This is a genomic window from Halorubrum sp. 2020YC2 (assembly GCF_018623055.1).
GTDB lineage: Archaea > Halobacteriota > Halobacteria > Halobacteriales > Haloferacaceae > Halorubrum.
Genome location: NZ_CP076019.1, coordinates 1,401,025 through 1,419,193, shown reverse-complemented (window position 1 = coordinate 1,419,193; position 18,169 = coordinate 1,401,025). Strand labels below are relative to the sequence as shown.

Here is an 18,169-nt window from a genome sequence, read left to right as displayed (position 1 = left end):
CGCGCCGCTCAGGCGTCGACGGTCGTCTTCACGATGCTCACGGGCGCGGTCGACTGGCGGGAGACGCGCTCGGTGACGGAGCCGAGCATCCGCCGGTAGTCGCCGGAGCGCGTCTTCGACCCCATCACCGTGAGGTCGACGCCCTCCTCGTCGGCGTACCGGAGGATCTCCTCGTGGGGGATCCCGTACCGCAGGGCGGTGACGGTCTCCACGTCGGCCTCGCGGGCGCGCTCGGCCACGGCGTCGAGCGCCTCGCGGCCGTTCTCTTCGAGCGTCTCCTCCGCGCCCTCGGCGCCGTCGACGAACTCGTCGCCCGAGTAGGCGTTCACCACGTCGCCGTCGACGACGTAGAGGACGTGGAGGGTCGCGTCGTAGCGGTCGGCGGCGTCGATCGCGTGGTCGGTCGCGCGGTCGACGCCGACGCTTCCGTCGGTGGGCAAGAGGACGTGGTCGTACATACGCGGCGATTCGCCGGCCCACCGAATAAATCGGTCGCCGTTTCCCGAACGGTTAACACGCTGTGTGCCCCCCGAGTTCCCATGACAGAGGCCGCGGACCGGATCTTCGTGAACGGGGAGGGACACGCGCTCGCGGACCCGGACGCGGGCGGCGACGCGGTCTGCGAGGCGGTCGCCGTGCGCGACGGCGAGGTCGTCCGGACCGGGCGGACCCGCGACGTGGAACTGCTCGCGGGCGTCGACACCGACGTGGTCGACCTCGACGGGCGCGTCCTCCTCCCCGGGTTCGTCGACGCGCACACCCACCTGACCACCGTCGGGCGCTACCTCGTCCACGCGGACCTCTCCGCGGCCGACTCCCCGGACGAGGCCGTCGACCTGCTCGACGAGCGCGCGGCGGAAGTGAAATCTGAGGAGAGCGGAGATGAAAGCGCCGAGACCGGCGACTGGGTGCTCGGCTACGGCTACGACGAGTCGACGTGGGACGAGTCGCGCTACCTGACGCGAGAGGACCTCGACCGCGTCTCGACCGAGCGCCCGGTCGCGGCGTTCCGCGAGGACATGCACGTCGCGGCGGTGAACGGCGTCGCGCTCGACCGCTTCGCGGACGCGCTGGCCGACGCCCCCGACGAGACGGTGCCGACCGGCGGCGACGGCGAGCCGACCGGGGTCCTCCTCGAAGCCGCGATCGACCCGATATACCGGGCGGTCGAGCCGGGACCGGCCGAGACGCGCGCGGTCGTCGAGGCCGCGTTAGAGCACTGCGCCGAACGCGGGATCACCGGCTTCCACGACATGGTTCGGGACTCGCACGCCCCGCGCGTCTACCGCGACCTCGACGCGGCCGGCGAACTGACCGCCCGCGTCCGGATCAACTACTGGAGCGACCACCTCGACGCGGCGCGCGAGGTCGGCCTCGCGACGAACGCCGGGAGCGACATGGTGGAAACCGGCGCGATCAAGTCGTACACCGACGGGAGCTTCGGCGGTCGAACCGCGCGCCTCTCGGAGCCGTACGCCGACGCCCCCGACGAGGCCGGCCAGTGGGTCGTCGACCCCGAGGAACTGAACGAGACCGTGGCGGACGCGACCGACGCGGGCTTCCAGTTCACCGCGCACGCCATCGGTGACGAGGCGGTCGACGCCGTGCTGGACGCCTACGAGGAGGCGTCGCGGACCGACGCGGGAGAGGCGCGCCACCGGATCGAACACGTCGAGTTGGCCGACGACGAGGCGATCGAGCGCCTCGCGGAGACGGGCGTCGTCGCCAGCGTCCAGCCGAACTTCCTGAAGTGGGCCCGGGAGGACGGGCTCTACGAGGAGCGGCTGGGCCCCGAGCGCACCGCTGAGACGAACCGCTACCGCGAGATGCTCGACGCGGGCGTCAAACTCGCGTTCGGCTCCGACGGCATGCCGATGGACCCGCTGTTCGGCGTCCACCACGCGGTCAACGCCCCCGCGGAGTCACAGCGACTCACCGTCACCGAGGCGCTGCGCGCGTACGCGAGCGGCGCCGCCTACGCCGGCTTCGACGAGGATCGACTCGGCACCATCGAGGCGGGAAAGCGGGCCGACCTCGTCGCGCTCGACGCCTCGCCGTGGGAGAACGCCGACGCGATCGACGAGATCGACGTCGCGCTCACGGTCGTCGACGGCGAGGTCGTGTTCGACGGGCGGTAGGTGACCCCGGACGGATGGGGGGGCAACTGCGGACCCGCCTCGCGGCGAACCGCCCGCGAAACCCGCAATCGCTGCCAGAAAACAATGATTATTAATCGTGTAGGACTAACGCTCGCCCATGGCAGAGATAGCTATCGAGTACGCATCGGGAAACCGGCTGCGGTCAGAGGCGGAGACCGCCAGACGGCTCATCGACGCGTACCTCGGTGACCGCCCCGACGTCGACCGCGTCACGCTGTCGCCCTCCGGCGAGTCCGTCTTCTGTGTCAGCGTCGAAGGCGACCGCATCTGGTGTACCGACCCCCGCGAGTGGATCGACGCGATGGAGGCGGTAACCGCCGCGCGGCGCCGGCTCTCCGAACTGTCGTAAGCGGTCGGCCGTCGGTTGGTCCGGCGGGTTCGACATCGCCCCCCTACGCCGAGCCGTCGGTCCGGCCGCCGTCGGTCCGGCCGCCGTCGGTCCGGCCGCCGTCGGTCGCGCTCGCGTGCGAGTGCGCGAACTCCCGCAGTAGCTTCCCGGCCAGCGCCGCCGCCTGCCCGTCGTCGCGGTCGTTCACCTCGACGACGTCGAACCCGTCGGCGCGGGGGGCGACCGCGCGGACGAGGTCGCGGACCTCCCGCGGCTCAAGTCCGAACGGCTCCATCGTGCCGGTTCCAGGGGCGTAGGCGGGGTCGAGCGCGTCGACGTCGACCGAGCAGTAGACGGAGTCCCCGTCGTCGAACGGGCCGGCTTCTCCGGAGCCGTCGCCGTCGAGCGCACCTATCCACTCGCGGGCGTCCTCGGGCGCGACGACCTCCACGTCGGCGTCGGCCGCGCGGTTCCACTCCGCCTCGGAGCCGGTCCGGGCGCCGACGACCACGGCGCGGTCGACGCCGAGGTCGTCGAGACACCGGCGCGTGACGCAGGCGTGGTTCCACGGGTTCCCGTCGTACGCGTCGCGCAGGTCGAGGTGGGCGTCGCAGACGACGAGCACGTCGGGGTCGACGGCGTCGACGCCCGCGTACGTGACCGTGTGTTCGCCGCCGACGAGCAGGGGGACGGCGCCGTCGTAGACGACGCTCCGGAGTTCGGCGGCGAGGTGGTCGAGGTACGCCCGCACGTCGTCCCACGGGCGCACGTCGCCCGCGTCGTGGACGCCCAGCGCGGCGAAGCGACTGTCGGTGCGGCGGTCGTAGTCGTCGTAGCTCTCTGAAAAGCGCCGGACCCGGTCCGGTCCGAACCGGGTGCCCGGCTGGAAAGTGGTCGTGGCGTCGAGCGGAGCGCCGACGACCACGTAGGAAGCAGCTTCGCGGTCGGTCGTCGCTCCGGGGAACATACCGACTACCCGATGATCTTCCGTTGGCCCTCGTAGTCGAGGTACTCGATGTTGTCGTCCGAGGCGAAGTCCTCGCCCTCGGGGATCCGCATCGTGAAGGTGTCGTAGGTGTCCAGATCCATCACCTGGACCTCGTCGCCGCTGACGTTGACGACCTGTCCCTGCTTCCGCTGGATGATCGGGACCCACACCTTCGCGTCGACCGGTTGCGAGAGCGAGCGCTTCTTGTCGTCGAAGACGCCCTTGCCCTCGACGCGAGCCTTGGCGCTGCCGTGTTTGCCGGGTTTGGCGGTGCTGTAGTGATTGATCTTACAGGGCGCGTCGTCCATCATCACGTAGCTGCCCTCCTGGAGTTCGCGAACCTGCTTCTGCTCTCGCGGCATAAGCGGTATTTCCCGCGGCGCGTGTATAAACGGTTTGGAACGCCGTCGGACGGGCGCTCACGGGTCGGCGGTCGCGGCGGCCGTGAACTCGTCGGACGGCGTCTGCGGCGGTTAGGGGTCCAGTTCGTCGACGTACTCCTCCCGCTCTTCGTCCTCGTCGACGTTCCCGTCCGGCGGGACGAGCTGGCCCGTGTACAGGTAGCTGACGACGAACATGACGATGAAGCCGACGCCGACCGCGGCCGTCGTCCGCACGACGAACGGGAAGTCGATGGCGTAGAAGAAGCGGTCCGCGACGGCGATAGAGAGCGCCGCGGCCACCAGGATCTTCTGCTCGTCGGTCGGGTTGCGGACGAACTCGACCACGTCCTCTTTGAGGTCGCCGAAGAACCCCATCAGGCGTCACCTCCGGTCGTCGCGGCCGAGTCGGACGCCGCGGCGTGCTCCTCGATCACGCGGCTCACCCGGTCGAGACCGTCTTCCAGTTCCTCGGTCGGGAGACCGAATCCGATCCGGAAGCGGCCCGGGAAGCCGAACAGACCGCCGGGCGCGAGGACGACGCTCGCCTCCTCGACGACCGTCCGGCAGAACTCCTCCGCGTCCGCGAAGCCGTCGGGGACCGTCACGAACGCGTTGACGCCGACGGGGTCGAGCCAGTCGAGGTCGTGTGCGTCGACCCAGTCCGCGACGCGGTCGCGGTGGGCGGCCGCCAGTTCGCGGTTCTCCGACAGGATCCGGTCCTCGCGCCGGCCGAGCGCCTGCTTCGCGACGTGCTGGCCGAACAGGCTCGGGGAGATGGTGGTGTAGTCCTTCCAGCGCCACGCGCGCTCGACGACCGGCTCCGGCCCAGCGATCCAGCCGAACCGGAGGCCGGCCAGCCCGTACGCCTTCGTGAGGCTCGTCGTCGAGATGCCGTGCGCCCCGTAGCTCGCGACCGGCGGCTGCGGCTCCGCGGCCAGCAGGCGGTACACCTCGTCGCAGAGCAGGTAGGCGTCGCGGTCGACGGCGACGTCGTACACCGCCCGCATCGCCGCCTCGTCGTGGTACTGCCCGGTGGGGTTGTTCGGGTTGTTGACGACGATGACGGCGGTGTCGTCGCGGGCGGCGTCCGCGACGGCGTCGGGGTCCAGTTCCCACTCGGGCGGCTCCAGTTCGACGCGGGTCACGTCCCCGAACGCGTCCGGCACGGCGTGGAGCGCCTGGTAGGTGGGGGTGACGACGACCGCGTGGGTGCCGGAGCCGACGCCGGCCGTCTCACCGTTTCCGCCGACGGGCCCCTCGTCGCCAAGTAGCGAGAGGAACGTCAGGAAGTTCGCCTCCTGCGTGCCGCAGGTGAAGAGCACCTCGTCGGCGGACCGGTCGTAGCGGTCACCGACGGACGCCCGGAACTCGGGGTCGCCGTCGGTCGGGATGACGTAGCCGAGCTTCCCCGGGTCGAGGTCGAACCGGCCCGCGTCGAGCGACCGGATCCCGCTTTCGGCCAGCATGATGTCGGCCTCGTGCTCGTGCTCCGCGAACCAGCGTTCGAGGCCGAACGGGTCGATGCGCATACCCGCGTTCGGGCGGCCGCGAGGTTAGGTGCTGTGGTTGCCGGTGGTTGTCGAGGGCGAGTGTGTTCCGTGTTAGGACTCCGACGATTCGACGAGGGACGCTTCCGAAGTCCCAGCCGCTTATTTATAATCGGTTGTCGGCGGTTCGGCGGTGAACGCTTCCAAAGCCCCAGTCGCTCGGTTATACGTGGTCGACTGTGGATCCTCGGCGGACACCTCCAAAGCCCCAGTCGCGAGGTCGCCGTACGCTCGCTGTGGTCCTCGGTCGCTCGCTCCCTGCGGTCCTTGCGTCGCCTACGGCGACCTCGCGACCGCCCCTTTGAGTTCCACCCCGCCCCGCACAGCACCTCATCCATCCCCAGCCTCGCGGTTCGCTCGGGGCTCTCTCCGGTCGCCCCTCACTCACCGCGTCCCTCGCGCGTGCGACTTCGCGCCCTTCGGGCGCTCGTCGGCACGCGCCACCGCATTGTTCTTTATAAGTATCGTCGCCACCTGCCGCAGATATTTAAACAACAGATAGCGGTCGCCGCCACCACCGCAACGACTTTTGCCGGGGATTACGACGCCGACGGCATGGTTCTCAACCGGCAACGGCTGCTCGGCGTGCTGCTCGTCGCTCTGGCGACGCTCGCGGCGGCCGTGCTGGCGGAGGTGCTGCGGACGGTCGTGTTCGCGGTCACCGTCGCGTACGTGCTCTACCCCCTCCGGCAGCGGCTCGTCGGCCGCGGCCTCTCGCGCCGGATCGCCTGCGGCGTCGCCACCGCCGTCGCGTTCGTCGGCGCCACCCTCGTCGTGGCGCCGCTCCTCTACGCGCTGTACCGACGGCGGTCGGAGCTGATCGCGATCCTCGAGCAGATCCCGGACCTCGTCCCGATCAGCGTCGGCGGGTTCGAGACGGTCGTCGAGATCGCGCCGTTCGCCGCGGCCGCCGAGACGTGGGTCAGGGGAGTCGCGCTCGCCGTCGCGGGCGCGGCCCCGGTGCTCGTCTTGGAGCTCGTCGTGTTCACGTTCCTCGTGTACGGGATCCTCTACCGGCCGACGGCCGTCGAAACGGCGGTCTTCGGCATCGTCCCCGAGGAGTACCACGACATCCCGTCTCGGCTCCACGAGCGGACGCGGCGGACGCTGTACTCGATCTACGTGCTCCAGGCCGCGACCGCGGCCGGGACCTTCCTCCTCGCGTTCGCGGTGTTCCGGCTCCTCGGATACGGCTCGCCGGTCCTTTTGGCCGTCATCGCGGGGGTCCTCCAGTTCATTCCCGTCGTCGGTCCGAGCGTCCTCGTCGTCGCGCTCGGGGCCGGCGACCTCCTCGTCGGAGAGACCGGGCGGGCGGTCGCGGTGCTGGTGATCGGGCTCGTCGTCGTCGCGTTCGTTCCGGACGCGGTGATCCGAACGCAACTTGCCGACCGGACCGGGAAGATCTCTCCCGGCCTCTACTTCGTCGGGTTCGTCGGCGGCATCCTCTCGCTGGGCGCGGTCGGCGTCATCGTCGGCCCGCTCGTCGTGTCGCTGCTGCTCGAAGTGATCGACATGCTCTCGGAGCACGGCGCGTCGTCGGAGGGGGTCGACGGGACCGCGGACGCGACCGAGTAGCCCGTCCACCCGACCCCGCCGCCGGTACGGCTTTCCCTCGCCCGCCCCTCTGTTCGACATCTGATGTCCTCGACGGATCCCCCTACCGTGGTCGACGACGCCCCGACGCTCGCGGCGCGACGGCTCGACGGTCTCAGCGACCGCGTCGCGCGCTCTCGGCCCGCTGCCGACGCCGACGACCGGGCCGACGACCCGGAGGGCGACCCCGACGCGCTCGACGTGTTCGCCCCGGCGACCGCCGAGCGGATCGGGAGCGTCCCGGCCTGCGACGCCGCCGACGTCGAGGCCGCGGTCGAGCGCGCCCGCGAGGCGCAGTCGGCGTGGGCCGAGACGCCGGCGGCGGAGCGCGCCCGGGTCGTCGACCGGTTCGGCGACCTCGTCGCGAAGCGCCGCGAGGAGCTGTTGGACGTCCTCCAGCTGGAGACCGGGAAGTCCCGGCGCACCGCGGTCGAGGAGCTGTTCGACGTGCCGACCGGCTGCGCGTACGTCGCGAGCGAGGCGCCGGACGCGCTCTCCGAGGAGCGACGTCGGGGCGTGGCGCCCGGGGTCACGACCGCGACGGTCACCCGCGAGCCGGTCGGCGTCGTCGGCGTGATCTCGCCGTGGAACTACCCGCTCACGCTGTCGATGGCGGACGCGATCCCCGCGCTGGCCGCGGGCAACGCCGTCGTGCTGAAACCGGACGAGAAGACCCCCTATGGGGCGCTGCTCCTCTCCGAGCTGCTGGAGCTCGCCGGCCTCCCCGACGACCTCTTTCAGGTCGTCACGGGAGAGGGGCCGACGGTCGGCCCGCCGCTGATCGACGCGGTCGACTACGTCGCGTTCACGGGCAGTACGGCGACCGGCCGGACCATCGCGGAGCGCGCGGGCCGGAACCTGATCGGCTGCTCGCTCGAACTCGGCGGCAACAACCCCCTCGTCGTGTGCGGGGACGCCGACGTCGACGAGGTCGCCCGCGGCGCGGTCCAGGCCTGCTTCTCGAACGCGGGCCAGCTCTGCCTCTCCGCCGAGCGGATCTACGTCGTCGAGTCCGCGTACGACGCCTTCCTCGACGCGTTCGTCCGCGAAACTGAGGCGGTGACGCTCGGGACCGGCTACGACTACGACGCCGACCTCGGCTCGCTCGTCGACGCCGACCAGTTGGCCCGCGTCGAGTCCCACGTCGCGGACGCCCGCGACCGCGGTGCGACCGTCGAGACCGGCGGGCGCGCCCGGCCCGACGTGGCGCCGTACTGCTACGAGCCGACGGTACTGACCGGCGTCGACCCGGACGCGACGGTCGCCTGCGAGGAGACGTTCGGACCGGTGGCCGTCGTGACGCCGGTCCCGGACGCGGACGCGGCGGTCGCGGCGGCGAACGACTCCCCGTACGGACTCAACGCGAGCGTCTGGACCGGGGACCGCGAGCGGGGCGCCGAACTCGCCCGCGAGATAGACTGCGGCACGGTGAACGTCAACGACGCGTTCCTCGCGACGTGGGGCGCAAACGACGCGCCGATGGGCGGGTTCGGCGACTCGGGACTCGGTCGCCGCCACGGGCGAGAGGGGATTCAGCGGTACACGGAGACGCGGACCGTCGGCGTCTCGCGGGTCGGTCCGCTGACGTTCCCGGACCGGATCCCGACCGACTGGTTCGTCCGCGGCGCGTTCGCCGCGACGCGGATCGGTCGGGGGGTTCGGCGCGGCGTCGACGCGGTCCGGCGGCGCCTGTCGCGTCGGTAAAAGAACGGACAGAAGCGATCGGCGCGGAGAGACGCGCCGAAACGCGGCTCACTCCTCGTCGTCGATCAGGTCGCCGAACACCGAGGCCGCGGTGTCGGGGACGTCGAAGTCGTGGTAGTGCTCGCCCTTCTCGTTCGAGAGGATGTTGAGCGCGGCGGCGGCGCCGTCGCCGGCGGAGATGACCGCCTGCCACTCCTCGGCGCGGGCCATCGAGCCGGTCGCGTAGACGCCCTCGACGCTGGTCTCCATCGAGACGCCGACGCTGACGGTGTCGTCGTCGTCGAACTCGCAGTCGAGCGCCTCAGCGAGGTCGCGGTTCGCGCCCGTCGCGAGGACGACGTAGTCGGCGTCGTACTCGCCGTCCTCGGTCGTTACGGTGAAGCCGTCGTCGGTCGACTCGACGCCCGTGACCTGCTCGCCCTGGTGGCGGTCGACGCCGAAGTCGTCGACCTGCTGGCGGGCGGTCGCCATGAACTCGCTGCCGCCGACGGAGCCTACCCCGAGGTAGTTGAACAGGTGCGCCTTGTGCATCCACGTCCCGTCCGTGTCGAAGAGGGTCGCGTCGAGTCCGTTCTTGCTCGCGAACAGTCCGGCGCTCAGGCCGGCGGGTCCACCGCCGACGATTACGACATCTGTCATAGTCGCCGTAACGAGGGCCGGGTCATAAGTATTGGCGGAAGCGGGGATCGACGGAAGCGGCGAACGGGCGGTACCGCCGACGGACGGCCGCGAGGCCGCGACGGGCGCCCGCGAGGTCGCCGCCGGAAACCGTCGGCACGCCCGAGCAGAAGCTATTTGCGCCGACCCGCGAAGGATCCGTCCATGATCGACGGTCGGTCGCGGGACGAGTCGACGCGGGGGCGACCGCGGGACGCCGGACCGCGCTCCCGCGGTCGACCGGTCCGAACCAACGTCTCGGTCGCGCTCGCAGTCGGCGCGGTTTTGGTCGCGCTCGCGGTCGGGACCGGCGCGGTCGCGGCCGCGGCGTCTCCGACGGCGACGTCACCGGCGATCGCCCCCGGGACGGTCGACGCCGGTCAGGCTCCGGCGGGCGTCGCCCAGACCGACTCCCCGCTCGCCGGGGCGAACGGGACGGTCGAACTCGTCGTGCGGTTCGAGCCGGTCGACGACCCCGCGGCGCTCGGCGCGGCGGACGGGATTCCACCGGCCGGCGCGGACGCGAGCGCGGCGGTCGCAGACCTGCGCGACCACGCCGACGCCGAGCGCGCGGCCTTCGAGTCGTTCGCCGCCTCGCGGCCCGGGGTCGCCGTCGAGCGCGAGTTCTGGCTGGCGAACGCGCTGCTGGTCTCCGTCGACGCCGGGCGCGTGGCGGCCGCCGACCTGCGCGCGGTCGAGAACGTCACCCGGATCCACGAGAACGTCGTCGTCGAGCCGATCGGATCGAGCGTTATGCCCCAGATCGGCGCCGACCCGAGCGGCCGGGCCGTGGCCGGGGTGCAGCAGGTCGGCGCGCCGACCGCCTGGGAGCGGTTCGACACGCGGGGCGCGGGCGCCACCGTCGCGGTCGTCGACACCGGCGTCGACCCAGACCACCGGGACATCGACCTCGCCGGATGGGCGTCGTTCGACGCGAACGGGACGCTCGTGAGCGACGACGTCGCGGACGCGAGCGACCCCGACGGCCACGGGACCCACGTCGCGGGGACGGTCGCGGGCGGGAACGCCTCGGGGACGTACATCGGCGTCGCGCCCGAGGCGACGCTGTACGGCATCGACGCGTTCGAGGAGAACGGGACGGCGACGTTCGCGGCCGTCGTCGCATCGATGGAACACGCGACGGTGACGGCCGACGCCGACGTGCTCCAACTGAGCCTCGGCGCGAACGGCACGTTCCGCGGGTTCGTCGGGCCGGTCAGGAACGCCCGCGCGACGGGAACGGTCGTCGTCGCCGCGGTCGGCAACGAGGGCGCGAACGCCTCCTCCTCGCCCGCGAACGCGTACGACGCGGTCGCCGTCGGCGCGGTCGACGGCGACCGGCGGGTCCCGCCGTTCTCGGGCGGGCAGCGGATCGACTCCGCCGCCGCGTTCGGTGAATATCCGAGCGACTGGCCCGCGTCGTACGTCGTCCCCGACGTGACCGCGCCGGGCGTCCGGGTCGCGAGCGCCGCCGCGGGCACCGGGGGCAGCTACGTCTTCCGACAGGGGACGAGCATGGCGGCGCCGCACGCCAGCGGGGTCGCGGCGCTCGCGGTCGCCGCGACCGACGGGCGAGCGGCCGCGCCGGCGGTCGAGTCGGCGCTCGTCGACACCGCGGTCCGCCCCGAGAACGCGACGGCGCCCGACTACCGGTACGGACACGGAACCGTCGACGCGCCCCCCGCCGTGGGAGCCGCCGTCGAGTCGGTCCCGCCCGAGGCGGCGCCGACCGACGCGAGCGGGAGCGGATCGAACGGCAGCGGCGGCGACGCCGGGAACGCGTCGCGGGCGGAGGGCGGCGCCACCGACGGACGGTCGCCGGGGTTCGGCGCCGTCGCCGCGGTCGCCGCAGTCGCGCTCGCGAGTCTGAGCGTCGGCGTTCGCGTCGGTTCCGGTCCGGGGCCCCGGGGCCGTCGGCGCCGCTGAGGAGCGCCCGACTCACTCCGCGAAGTCGGTGAGCGAGCCGGACCCGCCGGCTCCGGGGTCGCCGTCGTCGCCGTCGCTATCCCCGCTCCCCGCCCCGCCGTCCTCCTCACCGCGGTCGCCGCCGTCGCCCTCGCTCGGCTCCGAGTCGCCCCACGGGTCGTCGGGGTCGACCGGTTCGACGGCGCGGTCGAGTTCGTCGGCGTCGTAGTCGGTCTCCCCGTCGAGCAGCATCGCGAGCCGCTGCCAGCGCGCGCTCTGCTCGTCTTCGCCCTCCGGGCCGACGCGGGCGCCGTGCGTCTTGAAGAACCGAGTACCCCGCCCGCGCTTCGACCCCTCGCCGGTGTGGCCGTCGAAGACGGCGTCGAACTCGCCCTCCGGTTTGAGGTCCCCGACGGGGAAGTCGTGGGCGGGCTCCTCGCCGCGCTCGCGGGCCTCGGCTCGGATCTCCGCGACGGCGCCGAAGTACGCGTCGGCGTTCGACGCCTCTCGGGTCGAGCGGGCGCGGGCGGCCGCGAGCGCGGCGTGGATCGCACAGAGGCGGCCCTTCCACGCGTCCGGCTCCCAGCGCTCGGTGGCGAGTTCCTCGTAGCGCTCGACCGTGAGCGCCACGTCGCTGCCCGCCCGGAGGTCCTCGACGACGTAGAGGTTGAGTCGGTCCCAGAGGTTCCAGGCGTAGCCGGAGCGGGCCAGCTCCCACGCCGCCCACGCGGCGACCTCCTCGTCGGAGCGTCGCACCGCCTTCTGGAGGAGGCTGGAGACGACGTAGCGGCTGTAGCCGCCGTCCGTCTCGTTGGGCTCCTTCTCCTCGCCGAAGTCGTTCTCGCCCGTCGCGTCCGGCGTCGTCTCGGTTTCGAGGCTCCCGTCCGACCCGAACGTCGCCTGTCTGTCGTCGCCGTCGGCCATGTTCCCGCTCCCGCCGCGAGCGACTTAACTGCCGCGCGGCGAGGGCGGTGCGGTCGGAACGCGGGCAGGGGCTTCGAGTCCGTCGATCGGGGCCGCGGTACGGCGGATCACACCTGCTCTGAAAGGGAACCCTTAAGTCGAATCCGGCGGCTATGTTTCGGTAACCGCCCTTAGCTCAGCCTGGTAGAGCAGTCGACTGTAGATCGACTTGTCCCCCGTTCAATTCGGGGAGGGCGGACTAAACCTCAGCACCCGTGAGCGACAGCGAGCGGTTGCTGACCGAGAGGGACGACCGACCCGAATTGAGCAGACGAGTCACGGCCCGGAACGGCGAGCGAAGCGAGCCGCACGCCCGGACTGTCTCGGTGAGTTCAATTCGGGGAGGGCGGACTTCCTTTCCGGTTGATTCACAGTCGACAGTCGGTCGGCCTATCGACACCTGAGTCAAACACGGCGGACTGCTCAGTTCGAAGACCACTGAACTCCGTCTCGACAGCTTACGGAGCGCGACGGAACCCTCCGGGTCACTCCTCGGACTGTTCGGCATCAGTCGGCTGGACGTGACGAACGCGGGCGGCGAGACGTTCCCTCTCGGCAGCAAAAACACCGCGGGAGTTCGAAACGCCATCGACCAGGCTCAGCGGAACTCATAGTCGACCCTGTTCGCTCGCTTCTTTCGCGTACCATCCGGAGCGGGCGCCGTTCCCCAAGAGAATTTTTCGCACGGTCATCTCGCGGCCGCTCCCCCTGTGTCAGCGTAACACACTTAAGAGCGCGCTCGATACGATGTCGTAGTGGCATCCCGACAGGGCGGGTCGGGGGACGCGGAGCCCCTCGGGCCCGGATCGACGGAGCGTCGGACCGCTTCCACGACCGCCGCCGCGAGCCGGCAGACAGACGCGCGGCCCAGGTCGCCGCCGGAGTCGCCGGCGCGCCGCCGCGCTCGGGCCGGCAGAACGGATCGACCCGAGTATCGATCGGTCGATTCGCGCCACGGCGGGAAGTCTGCTGCCCGAACGCCGGAGGACCCGCCGGTACGCGACCCGGGCCTCTACGCGCTCACCGACCACTTCCGCGAGCGCCTCGAACAGCCGGGTCGGTACGTCTCGACGCGCACCGTGAGCGACGCGATCCGGAGCGGTCAACTCCGCTGGAACAGCACCGACGGCTGGCGGTTCGCCCTCGTCGAGGGCGGGGTCCGGTTCGTCGTGGTCGTGAGCGACACCGAGACGAACTCCCCGGTCGTCGTCACCGGGTGGACCGAGGTCGCGGACCGCGAGGCGGCCCTCGAAGCGTCGCGCTGGGACGGGGTCGACGTGGACACCATCGCCGTGCGCACCGCGTTAAGCGAGTCGGCGTCGACGGCGATTCCCGACCGGATCCGCCCCCGGACCGTGACCCGTCCGTTCGAGGTGGGCGAGCACCGCCTCGAAACCGAACCTGGTGAGCCGTTCGTGCGCTGTACCGACTGCGGCTGCCGGTTCCGCTCGAAGGAAGGGATCACCTCGCGGCGGTGCCGGGGGCGGTCGCCGGGACGGTAGGCGGCGGACTCTATTTATAAACGACGTTCGGATTCGCACGCTACGCGTGAGTGCTCGCGTAGCGCGGTGGCGCGTGCCTCTGAGCGCCCGAAGGGCGCGAGGAGCACGCGCGAGGGAGTCGCGAACGGAGTGAGCGACGAGGCTGGGGAGGCGTGAGGTGCGGTCCCGCGAGTGACCGGCGGGAGCGAGCGGGAGTACGGAAGTCGCAGCCCGCGCAGCGAAGCGAGCAGGAACGGCTTCCGGTGGTGCGGTCGCGGTCGGGTGGGACTCGAAGGGGCAGTCGCGAGGACGGCGCGGGTGACGTAAGGACCGCAAGGAGCGAGCAGCGCGAGCGACTGAGGACCGCAGCGAACGTGCGCCGTCCTCGCGACTGGGGCTTTGGAGGCGTTCGCCGCCGATCTACAGTTAGTCATTTATCAGCAAGCGACTGGGGTTTCGGCGGCGTTCGCCGCGACAGCGATCCGTCACGATTTCCGTGATGTCGTCAACTCCTCTCGGCCGCTGACGCTATCCATTTCCGCGTCGCGGCCGAAGCTGCGGTGATGACCGACGACACCGGCGACGACGCCGGCGACGATTCCACCGACGACACCGGCGACGACGCCGAAAACGATCCCGAAGACAATCTCTCCTTAGATCGCTTCCACGAGGCGCTCGAAGCCGAGGAGCGCCCGGTCGCGACCGCGAGCGAGGTCGCCCGCCGACTCGGGACCACGCAGGCCGCGGCCCGCGACGCGCTCGCCGCGCTGGTCGACCGCGGCGACGTGGACCGCCTCGACGTGGAGGCCGACCCCGTCGTCTTCTACCCGCGCGACTGGGGGGCGTTGGCGAGCCGCGAGCGCCTCGTGACCTTCCCGGAGCGCCGCGAGATCGTCGTCGACCGGCCCACGCAGTACACCCGGGCGCGGCTCTCGCAGTTCGCGAACCTCGTCGACACCACCGGCACCGAGCCGGGGACCCGCGGGTACCTCTATCGGATCCGGCAGGAGGACGTGTGGGCCGCGCCGTTCGACGACGCCGACGCGCTCGTCGACGCGCTGCGCTCCGTCCTCCCGCGGCGCTACGACCACCTCGAAGCGTGGGTGCGCGACCAGTGGCGGCGCGCGCACCGCTTCCGGTTATACACCCACGCGGACGGCTACGTGGTCCTCGAAGCCGCCTCGGAGAACCTGATGGGCAACGTCGCGGACCAGCACCTCGACGAGGACCACCTCCGCGCGCCCATCTCGGACACCGAGGCGTGGGTCAACGAGGCGGCGGTCGCCGCGGTGAAGCGCGCGCTGTACGACGCGGGCTACCCCGTCGAGGACGACCGCGACCTCGAAACGGGCGACCCCGTCGAGATCGAACTCACGACCGACCTCCGCGACTACCAACGGACCTGGGTCGATGAGTTCCTCGACCGCAAGTCCGGGGTGTACGTCGGGCCGCCCGGCTCCGGGAAGACGGTCGCCGCCATCGCGACCATCGCGGCCGTCGGCGGCGAGACGCTCATCCTCGTCCCCTCGCGGGAACTGGCCGACCAGTGGCGCGAGGAACTGCTCGACCACTCGACGATCGACCCGGCCGACATCGGGCTGTACCACGGCGGGACCAAGGATATCAGTCCCGTCACGATCGCGACCTACCAGATCGCCGGAATGGACCGCCACCGGAGCCTCTTCGACTCCCGCGAGTGGGGGCTGATCTGCTTCGACGAGGCGCACCACGTCAGCGCCCCCGTCTACTCCCGGACCGCCGAACTCCAGAGCAAACACCGGCTCGGACTCTCCGCCACCCCCGTCAGCGAGACCGGCAGCGAGGAGGAGATATACACCCTGATCGGCCAGCCGATCGGCGCCGACTGGGACTCGCTCTTCGAGGCCGGCTTCGTCCAGGAGCCGGAGGTGGAGATCCGGTACGTCCCGTGGCGCGACGAGATGGCGCAAAGCGAGTACGCGGCGGCGGACGGTCGGGAGCGCAGACGGGTCGCGGCCGAGAACCCGGCGAAAGTCGAGGAGATCCGCTACCTGCTGGCTGCCCACCGCGACAAGAAGGCGCTCGTGTTCGTCGAGTACCTCGACCACGGCGAGGCCATCGCGGACGCGCTCGACGCCCCCTTCATCAGCGGCGAGACGCCACACCACGAGCGCGCGGAGCTGTTCCGACGGTTCCGGGCGGAGGACGGGGGCGACGGCGACGAGGGGTCTCCCGACGCCGTCCGCGACGGCGACCTCGACGTCCTCGTCGTCTCCCGCGTCGGAGACGAGGGGATCGACCTCCCGAACGCCGAACTCGCGGTCGTCGCGAGCGGGCTCGGCGGCTCCCGGCGACAGGGGTCACAGCGCGCCGGCCGGACGATGCGACCGACCGGCTCCGCGCTCGTGTACGTCCTCGCGACTCGCGGCTCCAGCGAGGAGGAGTTCGCCCAGCGACAGATGCGCCACCTCGGCCGGAAGGGCGTCCGCGTCCGCGAGACGAACGTCGCGGAGTGACCGGGCGACGGACGCCGCGACCGAGAGACGAACGCCGTGCGCCGGGGCGACGACCGGCCGCCGAGGCCGAAGGCTTCAACACCCGTTCGGTCGAGTTCGCATCATGGACGCGGACGACCCCGCCGCTCGCGACGACCCCGACGACGCGGCCGACGACGACCGCCCGACCGTCGCCGAGGCGGTCGTCGACGCCATGCTCGCCCGCGGCGTCGACACCGTCTTCGGCATCCCCGGGAAACAGACCCTCCCCCTGAACCGGGCGCTCGCCGACCGCGACGCGCGGTTCGTCGTCGCCCGCCACGAGACCGCCGTCTCGCACCAAGCGTGGGGATACGCCGAGACGAGCGACCCGGAGGGAATGGCCGCCACCTGCGTCGTCCCCGGCCCGGGCGACACGAACGCGATGAACGGGCTGAAGAACGCCCTGAACGACTGCGTCCCGCTCCTCCACCTCGCCGTCGAGACGGAGCGCTCGGTCCGCGGCGGCGACGGCATCCACGAGACGCCGCCCGAGACGTACGACACCGTCGTCAAGGACAACGTCCTCGTCGACTCGCCGGCCGGCGCGGTCCCGGCGGTCGTCGAGGCGATCCGCACCGCCCGCGAGCACCCGCAGGGACCCGTCAGGGTCGGGATCCCGAAGGACCTCCTCGCGGGCCGCACGCCCCAGCCCGCGGTCGGGGACCGCGACCCATCGCCGCCGCCGGCCGCGCCCGCGGACGCGGTGCGCGAGGCCGCCGGCCTGCTTACCGACGCGCACTCGCCCGTCATCCTCGCCGGGGGCGGCGTCAGGCGATCGGACGCGAGCGACGCGCTGCGCGCGGTCGCGGAGAAGGTGGACGCACCGGTCGTAACGACGTACAAGGGGAAGGGGACGCTCCCCGAGACGCATCCGCTGTCCGCGGGGGTCCTCTGCGGCGGCGCCAGCGCGGAGCTGCGAGACCTCCTCGCGGAGGCGGACGTCGGTCTCGTCGTCGGCTCCGACCTCGACGCGGTCGCGACCGCCTCGTGGTCCGTCGAGATGCCCGAGTCGCTGGTTCACGTCACGCTCGACGGCGACGATATCGGGTTCGGCTACGACGCCGCCCTCGGGGTCGCCGCCGACGCCGACCGCTTCCTGCGCGCGCTCGACGACCGCGTCGACGGCGGGTCGGCCGCCGCCGAGCCGGCCGCGTCTCGCGACCGCACGGGCGCCGAACGCGCCGATTCGGTCCGCGCCGCCGACCGCGAGCGGTTCGCGGCGCTCTCGGGGTCGGCCGCCGGGGAGGACAGCGACGGTCCCGACGACGGCGACGGCCGCCCCCTCCGCTCGGTCGAGGTCCTCTCCGCGGTGCGCGACGCGGTCCCCGAGGAGGCTGTCGTCACCGCCGACGCGGGCGGGTTCCGGCTGTGGACGCTCGTCTCCTTCCCCGCCGCCGGGCCGCGGTCGTACGTCAACCCCGGCTCGTGGGCGACGATGGGGACCGGACTCCCCTCCGCGATCGGCGCCAAGCTGGCGAACCCGGACCGCGACGTCGTCGCGCTCACGGGCGACGGGGGGCTCATGATGTGCGTCCACGAGCTGCACACGCTGGCGAGCGAGGGAATAGACGTGACCGTCGTCGCGCTCAACAACGACGACTACGCGATCATCAGCGAGGAGGCGTCGCGCTCGTACGAGTTCTCCGAGGGCGCCTACGGCTGGGCGGAGACCGGGCTCGACCTCGTCGCGGTCGCGTCGGGGATGGGCCTGCCGGCGGAGCGGGTCCGCGAGCGCGACGCGGTCGGCGACGCCGTCGAGCGCGCCCGCGCTCGGGACGGTCCCGCGCTCGTCGAGGTCGTCACCGACCCGAACGAGCCGCAGGCGAGCGAGTGGATGACCGGGTCGCACCCGAGCGAGTGACCGGCCTCCGACCCGGATAAACCCCCTCCGGAGGCTTTCCGCCCCGTTCAGTTTCACGCCGGGCATTTCCGAGATCTGAAGCGA

General features: G+C 71.8%; 15 protein-coding genes and 1 tRNA gene. 9 read left to right on the top strand and 7 right to left on the bottom strand.

The genetic code is table 11. From position 1 onward, the window contains the following. Window positions 1-8 precede the first annotated feature (8 nt). Entirely contained in the window at window positions 9-458 is a 450-nt protein-coding gene (locus tag KI388_RS06980) for a universal stress protein (protein ID WP_215088615.1), read from the bottom strand. An 81-nt stretch (window positions 459-539) separates the two neighbouring features. Here KI388_RS06980 and KI388_RS06975 point away from each other — a divergent pair, with 81 nt between their 5' ends. Together KI388_RS06975 and KI388_RS06970 are read left to right on the top strand one after the other, a co-directional pair. Beyond that, window positions 540-2,138 carry an amidohydrolase gene (locus tag KI388_RS06975; RefSeq protein WP_215088614.1) on the top strand — a complete coding sequence of 533 codons (1,599 nt, stop codon included), beginning with the start codon at window positions 540-542 and terminating at the stop codon, window positions 2,136-2,138. 118 nt (window positions 2,139-2,256) lie between these two features. Further along, window positions 2,257-2,508: a hypothetical protein gene (locus tag KI388_RS06970; RefSeq protein WP_215088613.1), complete on the top strand. Its 252-nt coding sequence runs from the start codon at window positions 2,257-2,259 to the stop codon at window positions 2,506-2,508. 43 nt (window positions 2,509-2,551) lie between these two features. Here the strand turns inward: KI388_RS06970 and speB are convergent, their stop codons facing one another. The 4 genes from speB to KI388_RS06950 all read right to left on the bottom strand — a co-directional run bounded on the left by speB (window position 2,552) and on the right by KI388_RS06950 (window position 5,387). After that, entirely contained in the window at window positions 2,552-3,454 is a 903-nt protein-coding gene (gene speB / locus KI388_RS06965; protein ID WP_215088612.1) for an agmatinase, read from the bottom strand. A 5-nt stretch (window positions 3,455-3,459) separates the two neighbouring features. Then, on the bottom strand, window positions 3,460-3,837 hold the full coding sequence (locus KI388_RS06960; RefSeq protein WP_006112069.1) for a translation initiation factor IF-5A: 378 nt from the start codon (window positions 3,835-3,837) through the stop codon (window positions 3,460-3,462). A gap of 111 nt (window positions 3,838-3,948) precedes the next feature. Then, window positions 3,949-4,233 carry a hypothetical protein gene (locus KI388_RS06955; protein ID WP_215088611.1) on the bottom strand — a complete coding sequence of 95 codons (285 nt, stop codon included), beginning with the start codon at window positions 4,231-4,233 and terminating at the stop codon, window positions 3,949-3,951. Continuing rightward, the gene (locus tag KI388_RS06950) at window positions 4,233-5,387 is read right to left on the bottom strand and encodes an aminotransferase class I/II-fold pyridoxal phosphate-dependent enzyme (RefSeq protein WP_215088610.1); all 1,155 of its coding nucleotides are present in this window, start codon (window positions 5,385-5,387) and stop codon (window positions 4,233-4,235) included. Before KI388_RS06950 ends, KI388_RS06955 begins: the two co-directional genes overlap by 1 nt. 573 nt (window positions 5,388-5,960) lie before the next feature. Between KI388_RS06950 and KI388_RS06945 the strand changes: the two genes are divergently transcribed. Both KI388_RS06945 and KI388_RS06940 read left to right on the top strand, forming a co-directional pair. Beyond that, window positions 5,961-6,980: an AI-2E family transporter gene (locus KI388_RS06945; protein WP_215088609.1), complete on the top strand. Its 1,020-nt coding sequence runs from the start codon at window positions 5,961-5,963 to the stop codon at window positions 6,978-6,980. A gap of 63 nt (window positions 6,981-7,043) precedes the next feature. Then, entirely contained in the window at window positions 7,044-8,702 is a 1,659-nt protein-coding gene (locus tag KI388_RS06940; protein ID WP_215088608.1) for a succinic semialdehyde dehydrogenase, read from the top strand. Between the two features lie 48 nt (window positions 8,703-8,750). Here KI388_RS06940 and KI388_RS06935 read toward each other — a convergent pair whose 3' ends face one another. Beyond that, on the bottom strand, window positions 8,751-9,341 hold the full coding sequence (locus tag KI388_RS06935; RefSeq protein ID WP_215088607.1) for an NAD(P)/FAD-dependent oxidoreductase: 591 nt from the start codon (window positions 9,339-9,341) through the stop codon (window positions 8,751-8,753). Window positions 9,342-9,524: 183 nt separating this feature from the next. On the opposite strand from KI388_RS06935, the gene KI388_RS06930 reads away from it, so the two are divergent. Then, on the top strand, window positions 9,525-11,285 hold the full coding sequence (locus KI388_RS06930) for a S8 family serine peptidase (RefSeq protein ID WP_215088606.1): 1,761 nt from the start codon (window positions 9,525-9,527) through the stop codon (window positions 11,283-11,285). A gap of 12 nt (window positions 11,286-11,297) precedes the next feature. On the opposite strand, the gene KI388_RS06925 is transcribed toward KI388_RS06930, so the two are convergent. Next, complete coding sequence (locus KI388_RS06925; protein ID WP_215088605.1) at window positions 11,298-12,188, bottom strand: hypothetical protein; 891 nt, start codon at window positions 12,186-12,188, stop codon at window positions 11,298-11,300. A gap of 164 nt (window positions 12,189-12,352) precedes the next feature. Here KI388_RS06925 and KI388_RS06920 point away from each other — a divergent pair. From KI388_RS06920 to KI388_RS06905, 4 genes are all read left to right on the top strand, one after another. Beyond that, window positions 12,353-12,426: transfer RNA gene (locus KI388_RS06920), tRNA-Tyr, on the top strand. 556 nt (window positions 12,427-12,982) lie between these two features. Then, a complete protein-coding gene (locus KI388_RS06915) occupies window positions 12,983-13,729 on the top strand; it encodes a hypothetical protein (RefSeq protein WP_215088604.1) in 747 nt (248 codons plus the stop codon). A gap of 542 nt (window positions 13,730-14,271) precedes the next feature. Beyond that, window positions 14,272-16,203 carry a DEAD/DEAH box helicase gene (locus KI388_RS06910; protein ID WP_215088603.1) on the top strand — a complete coding sequence of 644 codons (1,932 nt, stop codon included), beginning with the start codon at window positions 14,272-14,274 and terminating at the stop codon, window positions 16,201-16,203. A 103-nt stretch (window positions 16,204-16,306) separates the two neighbouring features. Further along, complete coding sequence (locus KI388_RS06905; protein ID WP_215088602.1) at window positions 16,307-18,085, top strand: thiamine pyrophosphate-binding protein; 1,779 nt, start codon at window positions 16,307-16,309, stop codon at window positions 18,083-18,085. Window positions 18,086-18,169 lie beyond the last annotated feature (84 nt).

Excerpts from the sequence above, each read along its gene's own strand:
- KI388_RS06950 (WP_215088610.1), bottom strand. The coding sequence starts at position 5,387 with ATGCGCATCGACCCGTTCGGCCTCGAACGCTGGTTCGCGGAGCACGAG.
- KI388_RS06970 (WP_215088613.1), top strand. The coding sequence starts at position 2,257 with ATGGCAGAGATAGCTATCGAGTACGCATCGGGAAACCGGCTGCGGTCA.
- KI388_RS06925 (WP_215088605.1), bottom strand. The coding sequence starts at position 12,188 with ATGGCCGACGGCGACGACAGACAGGCGACGTTCGGGTCGGACGGGAGC.
- KI388_RS06960 (WP_006112069.1), bottom strand. The coding sequence starts at position 3,837 with ATGCCGCGAGAGCAGAAGCAGGTTCGCGAACTCCAGGAGGGCAGCTAC.
- KI388_RS06945 (WP_215088609.1), top strand. The coding sequence starts at position 5,961 with ATGGTTCTCAACCGGCAACGGCTGCTCGGCGTGCTGCTCGTCGCTCTG.
- KI388_RS06935 (WP_215088607.1), bottom strand. The coding sequence starts at position 9,341 with ATGACAGATGTCGTAATCGTCGGCGGTGGACCCGCCGGCCTGAGCGCC.
- KI388_RS06980 (WP_215088615.1), bottom strand. The coding sequence starts at position 458 with ATGTACGACCACGTCCTCTTGCCCACCGACGGAAGCGTCGGCGTCGAC.
- KI388_RS06975 (WP_215088614.1), top strand. The coding sequence starts at position 540 with ATGACAGAGGCCGCGGACCGGATCTTCGTGAACGGGGAGGGACACGCG.
- KI388_RS06910 (WP_215088603.1), top strand. The coding sequence starts at position 14,272 with ATGACCGACGACACCGGCGACGACGCCGGCGACGATTCCACCGACGAC.
- speB (WP_215088612.1), bottom strand. The coding sequence starts at position 3,454 with ATGTTCCCCGGAGCGACGACCGACCGCGAAGCTGCTTCCTACGTGGTC.
- KI388_RS06955 (WP_215088611.1), bottom strand. The coding sequence starts at position 4,233 with ATGGGGTTCTTCGGCGACCTCAAAGAGGACGTGGTCGAGTTCGTCCGC.
- KI388_RS06930 (WP_215088606.1), top strand. The coding sequence starts at position 9,525 with ATGATCGACGGTCGGTCGCGGGACGAGTCGACGCGGGGGCGACCGCGG.
- KI388_RS06940 (WP_215088608.1), top strand. The coding sequence starts at position 7,044 with ATGTCCTCGACGGATCCCCCTACCGTGGTCGACGACGCCCCGACGCTC.
- KI388_RS06905 (WP_215088602.1), top strand. The coding sequence starts at position 16,307 with ATGGACGCGGACGACCCCGCCGCTCGCGACGACCCCGACGACGCGGCC.